The sequence below is a fragment of the Caulobacter sp. GW821-FHT09B08 genome (assembly GCF_059418225.1).
Window position 1 is genome coordinate 88,792 of sequence record NZ_JBWKPL010000003.1, and the last position, 12,909, is coordinate 101,700.

Below are 12,909 nucleotides of genomic sequence, written 5' to 3' on the forward strand. Positions count from 1 at the left end.
ACGCGATGAGCACGGGCTTGGAAGCGCTGCGCGACCTGATCGTCGACGATCCCGCCGTGGCCGAAGCCCTCGATGTCGACGACGTCGAGACCTTCGCCGCGCGGGCGGTCGAGCGGTTGCCCGGCCTCGACCCCGATCAGGTCCGCGCCGTCTCGGTCCCGCCCGCCGAGCGCGCCGAGGCCCCGCCCGGGTGGCTGCCGGTCGAGGTCCTGGACGGATCGACGGTCCGTTGGCGCTGGTTCGGTCGGCGGCGGCTGGTCGAGCCGTTCTATGCCGACGCCGCGACGACGGTTGGCTATCGGCCGCTCAATCGTTTCACGGCCCTGCAAACGCCCCTGCCCGACCGGCCGGGCCCCGCGCCCGACGGCCTGATCTTCCACATGTCGCGCTGCGGCTCGACCCTGGCGGCCCAGATGTTGGCGGCCTCTCCCGCCAATATCGTGATCTCCGAGGCTCCGCCGCTGGAGGCGATCCTGCGCCTGCCGCTGGACGACGCGGCCAAGGCCGACGCCCTGCGCGCCATGGCCGCCGCCCTGGGCCGGCCCCGCGACGGCGAGACCCGGCTGTTCCTCAAGCTCGACTGCTGGCACGTGCGCGATCTGCCGCTGTTCCGGCGGGCCTTTCCGGACACGCCCTGGGTCTTCCTCTATCGCGAGCCGACCGAGGTGCTGGTCTCGCACCTGCGCCGGCGGGGCGTGCAGATGATTCCGGAACTCGTGCCCTCCGCCCGCCTGGGGCTGACCGATCCCGGCGTTCCCGACGCCGACTACTGCGCCCGCGTCCTGGCCGCGATCTGCCAGGCCGCCGCCGACCATCACGACGCGGCGGGCCTACTGGTGAACTATCGCGACCTGCCGGGCGCCCTGACGGACCAGATACTGCCCCACTTCGGCGTGACACCCTCGCCGGACGAACTGGCCCTGATCCGCGCCGCCGCCGTCCGCGACGCCAAGGCGCCGGATCGCGTCTTCACCCCCGATGGCGAGGCCAAGCGACAGGAGGCCGACGAGGACCTGCGGGCGATCTGCGAGCGCCGAGTGGGCGAGGCCTACCGACGGCTGGAGGCGATGCGCTCCTAGGCCGCGGCCTCGCGCGCCTCGACCATCTTCAGCAGGGTCTCCATGGCGTGGTCGCGCACCCCGTCCTCGCGCAGGTGCATGACCAGGTCGCGCAGGTAGTCGATGTTGCGGCCCGACAGACCCGTGGCGCCGGCGATCAGCTCGGCCTGCTGGTCCAGGGTCAGGGCCCCGGCCCACTGGCTGTGCTTCATGTCCGACAGGAAGACCAGAGACGAGACCTTCCCATTCCCGTCGATCTTCAGGTCGGACCAGGCCTCGAAATAGGTCTCGGTTGGCTGCTCGCGTTCGCGCAGGTAGGCGTAGACCTCGGGCCAGGCCTCGCCCGCCACGCGGTAGGCCACGCCGCGCACGGCCCCGCCCGGCGCCAGGCCCAGCACCAGGCCCGGCCGCTCGTAGGTGCCGCGATGATGGACCGAATAGATGCAGAAGGCGCGCCGCCGGCCATGGAGCACGGCCGTTCTTCGCTCTATGAACGGGAACCCGGGCCGCCACATCAGCGATCCATATCCGAACACCCAGCGGTCTTCGCTGCCCACAACGCTCATCACTGTTCCCGACCGGAGCCGCCCTTTCCATGACCCATAGCGCCACCGTCCCGTCCCGCAAGCCCCGGCGTCGCGGTCTGTGGGGACCTTTCGTGCTTGTGGCCATCGTCGCCGTCGGATGGAGCATCGGCTGGCTGTGGTTGCGCGGCCAGACCGAGCAGCGGATGGACGCCACGGCCCTGTCGCTGAAGGCGCGCGGCTACGACATGTCGTGGGAGAGCCGCACGTTCAGCGGCTATCCGTTCCGCATGGACGTCAAGCTGGTCAACGCCCGGGTCGCCGAGCCCTCGGGCTGGGCCCTGCGGGCGCCGGAGCTGAGGGGCGAGGCCAACGCCTACGACATCGGCCATTGGGTGATCGTCGCGCCCAAGGGCGTGATCATGACCCGGCCGATCAACGGCGACGTGTCGATCACCGGCCAGGCCCTGCGCGCCAGCTTCGCGGGCTTCGACAAGTATCCGCCGCGCATCTCGGTCGAGGGCGCGAACCTGGTGTTCACCCCGATCGGCGGCGCGGCGCCGTTCCCGCTGCTGTCGACGCAAGCCCTGCAGCTGCACGTGGTGCCCGGTCCCGACGACCAGGGCGCGATCTTCTTCAAGGCCACCGGCTCCAAGGCCCGCTTCACCGGCCTGCTCGGCCGCATCGCCGAGGACCGCACGGCCGACCTGATGTGGGATTCGCGGATCAGCAAGGTCAGCGCCCTGCACGGCTCCAACTGGGCCGACGCGGTGCGCGACTGGTCGGCGGCGGGCGGCGCCCTCACCGTCCAGCAGGGCAAGCTCAACGCCGGCGAGGCGATGATCGAGGCCAAGTCCGGCGCCCTGACCGTGGGCGACAACGGCCGCCTGCAAGGCGCGCTGGACGTCACCGTCCGCGAGAAGCCCGTGCCCGGCCAAGCGTTCAGCAGCCCCGAAGCCGCCGCCGCGACCGTCGCCCAGGCCTTGGGCAAGGACCCCACCCTGTCGGCCACCCTGACCTTCCAGAACGGCCGCACTCGGCTAGGGTTGTTCGACACGGGGCCTTCGCCGCGGGTTTATTGAACGCGGTAGGACGCCCCCTCCGTCACGCCGCTTCGCGACGCGCCACCTCCCCCGTTGCACGGGTGAGGAGAAGACGGTCGCGATCCTCCTCCCCTGCGAAGCGGGGGAGGTGTCGCGATGCGAATACGCATCGCGACGGAGGGGGCGTCTCGCAAACGCACAATCCCGTTACGCAACTTTATTCCCGCGACCACGCCCTATTGCACCCCTCGTCGCAAAGTCTATGTTCCGGCCTCCAATTTCGGGGATAAATCATGGGTAGCGACGCAGGCGACGCGACGCCTTCGCTGGACGAGGTTCGATGGCGTATCGACGCCATCGATAGCGAACTCCTGGCCCTGCTGGACGAGCGCGCCGGCCTGGCGCGCGCCGTGGCGGCGGCCAAGCAAGCGGCGGGCGACACCGGTTTTGGCCTGCGTCCCGGCCGCGAGGCCCTGATCGTCCGCAAGCTGCTGGGCGCCCCCCGCACCGCCGCCTCCGACGCCCTGGTCGTGCGCATCTGGCGCGAGCTGATGTCCGACAGCCTCCGCAATCAGGGCCCCTATCACCTGACCGTCTGGGGCGGCCCCAGCCCCGCCCGCGCCGTCGAGCTGACCCGCCTGCGGTTCGGCGTCGCCCCGCCGCTGAAGGTGGTCGCCACCGACAAGGACGCCCTGGCCGCCGCCAAAACCCCCTGGGGCGTCTCGGTCCTGGCCCTGGCGCCCGACAGCGCCTGGTGGGGCCGGCTGCTGGCCGAGCCCCGCCTGAAGATCTTCGCCGCCCTGCCCTGCCTGCAAGGCTGGGGGTCGCAGACAGCCTTCGCGGTCGCCGAGGTCGAGGTCGAGCCCACCGGCGGCGACCAGACCTTCTGGGTCACCGACAGCCCCAAGAGCGCCGCCGCCGTGATCGAGGCCCTGGCCGTCGACGGCGTGGCCGCCGAGCTGGTGGCCGAGGCCGGGGGCCTGAAGCTGTTCTCGCTGCTGGGCTTCTACCAGGCCGGCGACGAGCGCCTGGCCCGCGCGCCGGGGCATCTGACGGGCGTCATCGGGGCTGCGCCCACCCCCTTCGACGTGTAAGAAGACCCGCTCCTCGCTACCGAGTTCCCCGATGACCGTTCCCACCACCGACCGCTTCGCCGCGCCGCGTCCCACGCCCAAGCCGGGCATTCTCGACATCGCCGCCTATGTGGGCGGCAAGTCGAAGATCGAGGGCGTCGCCCATCCGGTGAAGCTGTCGAGCAACGAGAACATCCTGGGCAGCAGCGACCACGCCAAGGCCGCCTATCGCGACGCCGTCGACCGGATGCACATCTATCCGGACGGCAAGGGCAGCGCCCTGCGCGCCGCCATCGCCGAGCGTTATAGGCTGGAAGCCGAGCGCATCACCCTGGGCGACGGTTCGGACGAGATCTTCGCCCTGCTGAACCAGGTGTATCTCGAGCCCGGCGACAACATCGTCCAGGGCGAGCACGGCTTCGCCGCCTACGCCATCGGGGCGCGCGCCTGCCAGGGCGAGGTCCGCTTCGCCAAGGAGCCGGGCCAGCGCATCGACGTGGACGAGGTGATCAAGTGCGTCGACGAGCGCACGCGCCTGGTGTTCATCGCCAACCCCGCCAATCCGACCGGCACCTGGCTGACCGGCGAGGAAATCCGCACCCTGCACGCGGCCCTGCCGCCGTCGGTGGTGTTGGTGCTGGACGGCGCCTATGCCGAGTTCTGCACCGACCCGCGCTTCGAGGACGGTCTGGACCTGGCGCGCACGGCCGAGAACGTCATCGTCACCCGCACCTTCTCCAAAATCCACGGCCTGGCGGCCCTGCGCGTGGGCTGGGGCTATGCCGCGCCCGGGATCATCGATCCGCTGGAGCGCATCCGCCCGCCGTTCAACACCTCGATCCCGGCCCAGGACGCGGCCATCGCCGCCCTGGCCGACGAAGAGTTCCAGCAGCGCTCGGTCGCCCTGGTCGAGCAGTGGCGCCCGTGGCTGGCCCAGCAGATCGGCGGGCTTGGCCTGGAGGTGACGCCCTCGGCCGCCAACTTCGTGCTGGTCAACTTCCCGCCGACGCCCGGCAAGACCGCCCTGGAGGCCGAGGCCTTTCTGGCGTCGAAGGGCTATCTGGTCCGCGCCGTGGCGAACTACGGCTTGCCCAACGCCATCCGCGTTACGGTCGGCCTGGAAGAGCACAACCGCGCCGTGGTCGAACTGCTGCGGGAATTTGTGACCCGATGAGCCATCCGGGCGTCCTCTATCCCAAGATGACCGTGATCGGCTGCGGCCTGATCGGCGGTTCGATCATCCGCGCCGCGCGCGAGCAAGGCGTGGTCGGCGAGATCACCGTGGCCGACGCCAGCGCCGCCCACCGCGCCCGCGTGGTCGAGCTGGGCGTCGCCGAGCACGTGACCGACGACATCGCCCAGGCCGTCAAGGACGCCGACCTGGTGGTGATCGCCACCCCGGTGCTGTCGATCCCCGAGCTGGCCGCCGTGGTCATCCCGGCCATGAAGCCGGGCGCCACCCTGACCGACGTCGGCTCGACCAAGGCCAATGTGGCCGAGGCCTTCCGCGCCCAGGACACCTCGAAGATCTTCGCCATCCCCGGCCATCCGATCGCCGGCACCGAGCAGTCGGGCCCCGACTCCGGCTTCGCCGAGCTGTTCGAGAACCGCTGGACGATCCTGACCCCCTTCGAGAGCGACGACGAGCACTACGCCGCCGCCGTGGCCAAGCTGTCGGCCTTCTGGCGGTCGTTCGGCGCCCAGGTCGAGCTGATGGAGGAGAAGCACCACGACCTGGTGCTGGCCGTGGTCAGCCACCTGCCCCACCTGATCGCCTACACCATCGTGGGCAGCGCGGCCGACCTGGAGAACGTCACCGAGAACGAGGTGATCAAGTACTCGGCCTCGGGCTTCCGCGACTTCACTCGCATCGCCGCCAGCGACCCGACCATGTGGCGCGACATCTTCGTGGCCAACAAGGATGCGGTGCTGGAGATGCTGGGCCGCTTCACCGAAGACCTGCAGGCCATGAGTCGCGCCATCCGCTGGGGCGACGCCGACACCCTGCACGCCCACTTCACCCGCACCCGCGCCATCCGCCGGGGCATCGTGGCGGCGGGCCAGGAAAGCGCCGAGCCGAACTTCGGCCGGGATCGCGGCAAGCACTAGGGCATGGACCTCCAGCGCGCGCTCGGCCTGGCGCTGTGCGCGGTCGCCTTGGCGCTGGTTGTCTGGGGCCTGTTCGTGGCCAAGATCGTGCGGGTCGATTTCCCACCGGCCGAGCCCGCTCGAAACGCGCCGCGCTAGCCGAGCCATTCGCCGCAATCGCGCCGAACAGCGAAATACGGTCGCAACATAGCGCGCAGATGGTCCGCCCCCAGGGGACGTCCCGGAAGGAAACCACATGAATCGCAAGATCGCCGCCCTGGCTCTCACGGCGCTGACCACCCTCGGCGCCGGCTCGGCCATGGCCCAGATGCCGTCGCCCGAGACCATCTTCAAAGCCTGGGACAAGAACGCCGACGGCGTCGTCACCAAGGACGAATGGGTCGCGGCCGGCCGCAAGGAAGAGCGCTTCGCCATGGTCGACGCCGACAGCGACGGCAAGGTCACGCCCGATGAGCTGAAGGCCGCCATGGCCAAGATGAAGGCCCGTCGCCAGCAGCAAGGCGGCGCGCCGGACCAGCCGCCGCCCGCCGACCACTAGGCTCACCGCCTCGCGAAGCGTGGCTTTGCGGCCACGCTTCGCACAACCTTGCATTTCACCTCTTCCCAGGCTTGGGCGAACGCTGTAATCGCCCGCCTCCCGTAAGGAAGAGACCCGTGGCGCACAAAGCCCTGACCTATCTGCCCGCACTCAATCAGTTTGGCCGCCTGGTCGAACGGATGGGCGCGTGCGCGTCGGTAGGGGTTCCGGTCTAGGGTTCGTCTGAACTCGGGATGTACGTAGGAGCCCCTCCTGGCCTGGCCGGAGGGGTTCTTCGTTTTGTGCGGGAAGTTCTCCGACCAAGTCGCCAGGAGGGGCGGTTTGGAAAAGGAGAAGCCCATGAGCGGCTTCACACACATCGAAAGCGACGGCGCGCCGATCAAGGCGTGGACGCAGGGCGTGCCCATCGAGGACTCCGCCCTCAAGCAGCTGCGCAACGTCGCCGCCCTGCCCTTCATCCACAAGCACGTGGCGGTCATGCCCGACGTGCACTGGGGGATGGGCGCGACGGTCGGCTCGGTGATCCCCACCAAGGGGGCGATCATCCCGGCCGCCGTGGGGGTCGACATCGGCTGCGGCATGATGGCGGTGCGCACCTCGGTCCGCGCCGAGCACCTGCCCGACAACCTGTTTCGCATCCGCTCCGACATCGAGGCGGCCGTTCCGCACGGCCGGACCGACAACGGCGGGCGCAACGACAAGGGCGCCTGGCAGTCCGAGCCCCCGGCGATCGCGGCGGCGAAGTGGGAAGGCCTGAAGGCCGGCTATGACGACGTCGTGGCCCGGCACCCGAAGGCGGCCCACCCGCGCGGCTTCGGCCACCTGGGCACGCTGGGCACCGGCAACCACTTCGTCGAGCTGTGCCTCGACGAGGCCGGCGACGTCTGGGTGATGCTGCACTCGGGGTCGCGGGGCGTCGGAAACCGGTTCGGGACCTACTTCATCGAGCGGGCCAAGTACGAGATGCGGCGCTGGTACATCAACCTGCCCGACGAGGACCTGGCCTACTTCGCCGAAGGCAGCGAAGGGTTCATCGACTACGTTCGGGCCGTGTCCTGGGCGCAGAAGTACGCCCTGGCCAACCGGGAGGTGATGATGGAGCAGGTCCTGGACGTGCTCCGTAAGACCTTCCCGGATCTCGTGACCACGCAGCATGCGGTGAATTGCCACCACAACTACGTGTCGCGGGAAAAGCACTTCGGCAAGGACGTGTACCTGACCCGTAAGGGCGCGGTGTCGGCCAAGGACGGAGAGCTGGGGATCATCCCCGGCTCGATGGGCGCCAAGTCGTTCATCGTGCGCGGCCGGGGCAACCCGGACTCGTTCTGCACCTGCTCGCACGGCGCCGGACGGGCGATGAGCCGGAACGAAGCCAAGCGCCGGTTCACCATCGCCGACCACGTGGCGGCCACCGCCGGCGTCGAATGCCGGAAGGACGCCGACGTGATCGACGAAACGCCGATGGCCTACAAGGACATCGACGCGGTGATGGCCGCCCAGAGCGATCTGGTCGACATCGTCCACACGCTGCGCCAAGTGGTGTGCGTGAAGGGCTAGCGGGACGCCGTCCGGTCGCAAGACCGGGCGGCGTTTCGCGTTGGGGTTACTGGAACAGTTGGTAGATCACCGAGCTGATGACGCCGGTGGCGACCGCGGCCAAGACGACGTCGTTGTTGACCCGCACATATTGATAGCCGCGCGGCGGGGCCTTCAGGCCGTAGTGGCGGTAGTCGACCTGATAGGGCTTGCCGCGATAGCTGGTGGGCAGCTTCTCGCCGCGACGCCACTGGTGGCTGGCCTGATAGCCGCGCGGAGGCTGGTAGCGGCTGGGGGCCTTGTAGCGCTTGGTGGCGTGGCGCTCGTAGTCGTTGTCGCCGCCCTTGCCGGGGCCTTGCGGACCATGATTGTCGTGGCCCTGCTGTTGGTGCTGGTCGGGACGCTGCTGGCCGGGCTGGGCGCCGGCGACGCCGGCCGAGGCCACGATGGACAGCGCGATCGCGGCGGTCAGGATCTTCTTCATGGCTCTCGTCTCCTTGCCGGTGGGCCGCCGTGTTCGGCGACCTCGTCCTGGCATGTCTGTTATGGGCGACGGCGCTTGAGCCCTCACTGAACGCCGGCCATGGCCAAGGTTCATCGGAGCGACACCGCGTGACCGCAATCCAGTGTCGCGGTGACGAAAGCGGGGCGGGTTCGTTGCGGCTTCGATCGGAACGTTGCGGGCGGGAAACAAGCGGCCGGCCGCAGTGGCTCCCGCCCCATGGCGAAGCTTCCGAAAATCATATAAAGATATCCTTATATGATTTTCGGAAAACCCACCCATGCCCCTCGATCTCGCCAACGCCGCGCTGTTCACCGTGGCCGCGACCGTGCTGCTCGGATCGCCGGGACCCGGCATCGCCGCCCTGATCTCGGTGGGCAAGACCAAGGGCCTGGCCGGCGGCCTGAGGTTCTATGGCGGCCTGCAACTGGGCCTGGCCGCGGCGGCGGCGATCTCGGCGGCGGGGCTGTTCTCGGCGATCCAGGCCCTGCCCTTCGCCGCGCGTGGCCTGACCATCGTCGCCACCGTCTATCTGCTGTACCTGGCGTGGAAGATCGCCACCGCGCCCGTGGGCGACACGGCCGAAGCCAAGACGTCGGGCTTCGCCGACACGGCCCTGGGCGGCGCCCTGCTGGGGATCACCAACCCCAAGGCCTATATCGCCTTCGCCTCGCTGATGGCCGCATACCCCGTCGTCCGGCGCGAAACTGTCGATCTTGGCCTGAAATGGACGATCTGCGTGATCGTGATGGTGGTGGTCGACCTGGCCTGGCTGTGGCTGGGCGTGGTGGTGGGCAAGGCCCGGATGTCGCCACGCGCCGAGCGGGCCATGAACCTGGTCATGGGCGGCCTGATCCTGGCGACCGCCCTGCTGGCGCTGCTCTAGCGGGCCTTCAGCTCGGTCAGCTCCCAGGCCTGCCCGACCTTGTGGAACTTGAACGCCACGCGCGAGCCTGGCGCCAGCGGCGCCTCGGCCAGGGTGTCGGCATAGGCCTGAAACGGAGTGCGGCCGGCGGCGAGCTGAGCCGCGCTCGCGCCCTCGTGATCGAGCGTTATCATCTGGCCGTCCAGAGCCGCCACGACGCCAATCGAGTCGAATTCCGGGCCCGTCGGAAGCGTCGCCATGGGCGTATTTTTCGCCTCGGATGCGGTTTTCGCCGTTTTGCCCGGCCCGCAGGCAGCGAGCATGGAGACGAGCAGGATTGCGGAAATAGTCTTTATTTTCATTGCACTATTGAAAATACACGGCCACCGGAACGATCCGAACACGTCCTTCATACAAGGTTTTTTACCGCAAGTGCGAAAAGGCTCACGAAACTGGTAGCGATTTTGTGATCGAAGTTTTACTCTAGAGGGGCCGGCGGCTCTCCGACGCCGGTCTCGTGAAACGCCAGACCCCGCCTTCGAGCGCGCCCGACAGGACGCGTCCGAAGGTCTCTCGCGTCGCTCGACACCCCTGCCGGAGAGGCCCGCGCTTCGGACGATCCGAGGTTCGGACAGCCCGAGACGATGGACCTGATGAGCGAACGCGGCGCTTTCTTCGACCTGACCTCCTCGCGGAGCGTCGCCTACGACATCGCGGTCTCGACCAGCGATCGGGTCGAAATCCCCGTCGACGCGCCCCTGGCCATGCCGGTCCAGCCCCTGGCCTTCTGGCAGGGCGAGGCCAAGCCCGCTCACACGGCCAAGGAAAACCTGGTCCTGCGGCGCTGGGGCGTGTTCGTGGCGACCGCGATCATGGCCTTCGCCGGCTGGAAGGCCACCTTCGACACCGTCGCCCTGGGCGGGGTGACGCGCCTGGAAGCCGTGGTCCTGACCCTGCTGGTTCCGCTGTTCCTGGCCCTGGCCCTGTGGTTCTGCACCGCCGTGGTCGGCTTCGTGGTGCTGCTGGGCAAGCCAAAGGACCCGCTGGGCATCGACGATTCCGAGGGCTCGGCCATGCCCAAGCCCAAGGCGCGCACGGCCATCCTGATGCCGGTGCACAACGAGGACGCCGCCGAGGTGTTCGCCCGCCTGCGCGCCATGGACGCCTCGCTGCACGAGACCGGCGCCAGCCGCGCCTTCGACATCTTCATTCTCAGCGACACCCGCGACGCCCAGGTGGCCCTGGCCGAGCAGGCCTGCTTCGCCCGCTTCCGCCGCGAGGCCAACAGCCACGTCTTCTATCGCAAGCGCACCCAGAACACGGGCCGCAAGGCCGGCAACATCGCCGACTGGGTGGCCCGCTGGGGCGGCGACTACGAGCACATGCTGGTGCTGGACGCCGACAGCCTGATGACCGGCGAGGCCATGGTCCGCCTGGCCGACGCCATGGAGCGTCACCCGCGCGTGGGCCTGATCCAGACCATGCCGATGATCATCAACGGCCAGACGATCTTCGCCCGCACCCTGCAGTTCGCCACGCGCCTGTACGGCCGCGTCGCCTGGACCGGCCTGGCCTGGTGGTCGGGCTCGGAAAGCAGCTTCTGGGGCCACAACGCCATCATCCGCACCCGCGCCTTCGCCGAGACCTGCGGCCTGCCCAGCCTGAACGGCCCCAAGCCGTTCGGCGGCGAGGTGATGAGCCACGACGCCCTGGAAAGCGCCCTGCTGCGCCGCGGCGGCTGGGGCGTGCACCTGGCCCCCTATCTGGGCGGCTCGTACGAAGAGAGCCCCTCCAACCTGCTGGACTTCGCCACCCGCGACCGCCGCTGGTGCCGGGGCAACGTGCAGCACATCCCGCTGGTGGGCCTGCCCGGCCTGCACTGGATGAGCCGCCTGCACTTGGTGATCGGCGTGCTCAGCTACGTGCTCTCGCCGCTGTGGTTCGTGGCCCTGTCGTCGGGCATCGTCTCGCGCATGCTGATGCCCGAGCTGAAGAAGGCCGCCTTCACCATGGCCGACCTGCAGGCCGCGGCCCACGCCCTGATCGACTGGCGCGAGATCCAGGCCACCGCCTGGGCCATGATCATCACCTTCGTCCTGCTGTTCGGCCCCAAGATCCTGGGCACCATCCTGGTCCTGTCGCGCAAGAGCGAGATCAAGGGCTTCGGTGGTCGCCGCCGCATCGCCGCCGGCCTGTCGGTCGAGATGCTGCTGTCGGCCCTCGTGGCCCCGATGCTGATGTTCACCCAGACCCGCGCCCTGGTCGAGATCCTGGCCGGCAAGGTCGGCGGCTGGGCCACCCAGCGCCGCGACGCCGACAAGGTCACCGGCAAGGAAGCCTTCGCGGCCATGGGCTGGATCAGCGTCACCGGCGCGGCCCTGGCCGTGGCCTTCTGGTTCACGCCCGACCTGCTGACCGCCACCGCCCCGATCCTGGCCGGCCTGATCCTGGCCGTGCCGCTGACCATGCTGGGCGCCCACAAGGTGGCGGGCCTGGGCCTGAAGGCCAACGGCCTGTTCATGACCCCCGAAGAGCGCCGCCCGCCGGCCATCGTCCGCGCGGCCCTGGGCTCGGCCTGCGAGCCCCCGGCCCGCTGGTTCACCCGCCAGCGCCCGGCCGCGATCGTCGAGCAACCGGCGGAACAGAACGCCGCCTGAAATCCTTATCGGCCGGGCGCTGTTTAGCGTCTGGCCGCTTCCGCCCGACCGGAGTAGAAGCGCGCTTCGTTCAATCCAAACGGAGCGTCCGCCGTGTCGCGCCTCTTCAGCGCCTATGTGATCGTCGACTGGAGCGCGGCGGCCAAGCCGACCACGGGGGCGGACTCCGTGTGGATCGGCGTGATGAAGCGCGACGTGCGTTTCCGCCTGACCTTCGAGACCTTCAACCCGGCCACGCGCCAGGAGGCCGAGGCCAAGCTGACGGCGATCCTCGACGACCTGAAGAAGCGGGGCGAGCGGGCCCTGGTCGGCTTCGACTTCCCGCTGGGCTTCCCGCGCGGCTTCTCCCAGGCCCTCAGCCTGCCGGGCGAAAAGCCCTGGCGCGCGGTCTGGGACCAGCTGAACAAGATGGTCAAGGACAAGGCCGACAACACCAACAATCGCTTCGGCGTCGGCTCGGAGCTGAACCGCCGCCTGACCGGCGGTCCGTTCCCGTTCTGGGGCTGCCCGCCCAAGGACGCCCTGACCACCCTGCAGCCCAAGCGCACCCGCGAGCACGGCCCCGACGATCTGCCGGAGTTCCGCCACGCCGATACGGCCGCCAAGGGCGCGCACTCGATCTGGAAGCTCTACTACAACGGCTCTGTCGGCGGTCAGGCGATCATGGGCATTCCAGCCGCGCGCCGCCTGAAGGACGCCCGTGGCGACGCCGCGCGCGTGTGGCCGTTCGAGACGGGCTTCAAGCCCCTGACCGAGGCCGACCTCGAAGGCGTGCAGGTGGTGATCGCCGAGGTCTATCCCTCGCTGATCAAGGCCGTCCCCGGGCCGGGCGAGATCAAGGACGCGGCCCAGGTGCGCGCCTTGGCCGAACACTTCGCCAAGCTGGACGAGGCCGGCAAGCTGGCCGCCCTGTTCGGGCCGGGCAAGGACGCGCCGGAGGATGTGGTGGTCGATGCGGAAACGCAGGAGGGCTGGATCCTCGGGGCCGCCATCTGATCCTTCTC

The 12,909-nt window shown here is 69.3% G+C and carries 14 protein-coding genes; 11 read left to right on the plus strand and 3 right to left on the minus strand.

Annotation, left to right across the window (positions count from 1 at the left end):
• Positions 1-5: 5 nt before the first annotated feature.
• The gene (locus tag AC07OA_RS11030; protein ID WP_494663851.1) at positions 6-1,079 is read left to right on the plus strand and encodes a sulfotransferase family protein; all 1,074 of its coding nucleotides are present in this window, start codon (positions 6-8) and stop codon (positions 1,077-1,079) included.
• Here AC07OA_RS11030 and AC07OA_RS11035 read toward each other — a convergent pair.
• Positions 1,076-1,624 (minus strand): gamma-glutamylcyclotransferase, encoded by a 549-nt coding sequence (locus AC07OA_RS11035; protein ID WP_494663852.1) that lies wholly within the window; start codon positions 1,622-1,624, stop codon positions 1,076-1,078. The two genes, AC07OA_RS11030 and AC07OA_RS11035, sit on opposite strands and share 4 nt — an antisense overlap.
• Positions 1,625-1,716: 92 nt before the next feature.
• On the opposite strand from AC07OA_RS11035, the gene AC07OA_RS11040 reads away from it, so the two are divergent.
• The 7 genes from AC07OA_RS11040 (at position 1,717) to AC07OA_RS11070 (ending at position 7,902) form a co-directional block, all read left to right on the plus strand.
• Entirely contained in the window at positions 1,717-2,664 is a 948-nt protein-coding gene (locus tag AC07OA_RS11040; protein WP_494663853.1) for a DUF2125 domain-containing protein, read from the plus strand.
• A 254-nt stretch (positions 2,665-2,918) separates the two neighbouring features.
• Positions 2,919-3,719, plus strand: coding sequence for a chorismate mutase (locus AC07OA_RS11045; protein WP_494663854.1), 801 nt, complete (start codon positions 2,919-2,921; stop codon positions 3,717-3,719).
• A gap of 31 nt (positions 3,720-3,750) precedes the next feature.
• Positions 3,751-4,872 carry a histidinol-phosphate transaminase gene (gene hisC / locus AC07OA_RS11050; RefSeq protein WP_494663855.1) on the plus strand — a complete coding sequence of 374 codons (1,122 nt, stop codon included), beginning with the start codon at positions 3,751-3,753 and terminating at the stop codon, positions 4,870-4,872.
• On the plus strand, positions 4,869-5,807 hold the full coding sequence (locus AC07OA_RS11055) for a prephenate/arogenate dehydrogenase family protein (protein ID WP_494663856.1): 939 nt from the start codon (positions 4,869-4,871) through the stop codon (positions 5,805-5,807). The genes hisC and AC07OA_RS11055 overlap by 4 nt, the downstream gene beginning before the upstream one ends.
• A gap of 3 nt (positions 5,808-5,810) precedes the next feature.
• Positions 5,811-5,945 carry a hypothetical protein gene (locus AC07OA_RS11060; RefSeq protein WP_494663857.1) on the plus strand — a complete coding sequence of 45 codons (135 nt, stop codon included), beginning with the start codon at positions 5,811-5,813 and terminating at the stop codon, positions 5,943-5,945.
• Positions 5,946-6,042: 97 nt separating this feature from the next.
• Entirely contained in the window at positions 6,043-6,345 is a 303-nt protein-coding gene (locus AC07OA_RS11065) for an EF-hand domain-containing protein (protein ID WP_494663858.1), read from the plus strand.
• A 339-nt stretch (positions 6,346-6,684) separates the two neighbouring features.
• Positions 6,685-7,902: an RtcB family protein gene (locus AC07OA_RS11070; RefSeq protein WP_494663859.1), complete on the plus strand. Its 1,218-nt coding sequence runs from the start codon at positions 6,685-6,687 to the stop codon at positions 7,900-7,902.
• Between the two features lie 46 nt (positions 7,903-7,948).
• Here AC07OA_RS11070 and AC07OA_RS11075 read toward each other — a convergent pair whose 3' ends face one another.
• Positions 7,949-8,365: an RcnB family protein gene (locus tag AC07OA_RS11075; protein ID WP_494663860.1), complete on the minus strand. Its 417-nt coding sequence runs from the start codon at positions 8,363-8,365 to the stop codon at positions 7,949-7,951.
• A 298-nt stretch (positions 8,366-8,663) separates the two neighbouring features.
• Here AC07OA_RS11075 and AC07OA_RS11080 point away from each other — a divergent pair, with 298 nt between their 5' ends.
• Positions 8,664-9,269 (plus strand): LysE family translocator, encoded by a 606-nt coding sequence (locus AC07OA_RS11080; protein ID WP_494663861.1) that lies wholly within the window; start codon positions 8,664-8,666, stop codon positions 9,267-9,269.
• Here AC07OA_RS11080 and AC07OA_RS11085 read toward each other — a convergent pair.
• Positions 9,266-9,661, minus strand: a complete 396-nt coding sequence (locus AC07OA_RS11085; RefSeq protein ID WP_494663862.1) for a copper-binding protein — start codon at positions 9,659-9,661, stop codon at positions 9,266-9,268. The two genes, AC07OA_RS11080 and AC07OA_RS11085, sit on opposite strands and share 4 nt — an antisense overlap.
• A gap of 240 nt (positions 9,662-9,901) precedes the next feature.
• On the opposite strand from AC07OA_RS11085, the gene mdoH reads away from it, so the two are divergent.
• Both mdoH and AC07OA_RS11095 read left to right on the plus strand, forming a co-directional pair.
• Positions 9,902-11,905, plus strand: coding sequence for a glucans biosynthesis glucosyltransferase MdoH (mdoH, locus tag AC07OA_RS11090; RefSeq protein ID WP_494663863.1), 2,004 nt, complete (start codon positions 9,902-9,904; stop codon positions 11,903-11,905).
• Positions 11,906-11,998: 93 nt separating this feature from the next.
• Entirely contained in the window at positions 11,999-12,901 is a 903-nt protein-coding gene (locus tag AC07OA_RS11095; protein WP_494663864.1) for a cobalamin biosynthesis protein CbiG, read from the plus strand.
• The last annotated feature ends 8 nt before the right edge of the window (positions 12,902-12,909 follow it).

Coding starts and splice junctions, on each gene's coding strand:
- AC07OA_RS11030 (WP_494663851.1), top strand. CDS start 6: ATGAGCACGGGCTTGGAAGCGCTGCGCGACCTGATCGTCGACGATCCC.
- AC07OA_RS11035 (WP_494663852.1), bottom strand. CDS start 1,624: ATGAGCGTTGTGGGCAGCGAAGACCGCTGGGTGTTCGGATATGGATCG.
- AC07OA_RS11045 (WP_494663854.1), top strand. CDS start 2,919: ATGGGTAGCGACGCAGGCGACGCGACGCCTTCGCTGGACGAGGTTCGA.
- hisC (WP_494663855.1), top strand. CDS start 3,751: ATGACCGTTCCCACCACCGACCGCTTCGCCGCGCCGCGTCCCACGCCC.
- AC07OA_RS11055 (WP_494663856.1), top strand. CDS start 4,869: ATGAGCCATCCGGGCGTCCTCTATCCCAAGATGACCGTGATCGGCTGC.
- AC07OA_RS11060 (WP_494663857.1), top strand. CDS start 5,811: ATGGACCTCCAGCGCGCGCTCGGCCTGGCGCTGTGCGCGGTCGCCTTG.
- AC07OA_RS11065 (WP_494663858.1), top strand. CDS start 6,043: ATGAATCGCAAGATCGCCGCCCTGGCTCTCACGGCGCTGACCACCCTC.
- AC07OA_RS11070 (WP_494663859.1), top strand. CDS start 6,685: ATGAGCGGCTTCACACACATCGAAAGCGACGGCGCGCCGATCAAGGCG.
- AC07OA_RS11075 (WP_494663860.1), bottom strand. CDS start 8,365: ATGAAGAAGATCCTGACCGCCGCGATCGCGCTGTCCATCGTGGCCTCG.
- AC07OA_RS11080 (WP_494663861.1), top strand. CDS start 8,664: ATGCCCCTCGATCTCGCCAACGCCGCGCTGTTCACCGTGGCCGCGACC.
- AC07OA_RS11085 (WP_494663862.1), bottom strand. CDS start 9,661: ATGAAGGACGTGTTCGGATCGTTCCGGTGGCCGTGTATTTTCAATAGT.
- mdoH (WP_494663863.1), top strand. CDS start 9,902: ATGAGCGAACGCGGCGCTTTCTTCGACCTGACCTCCTCGCGGAGCGTC.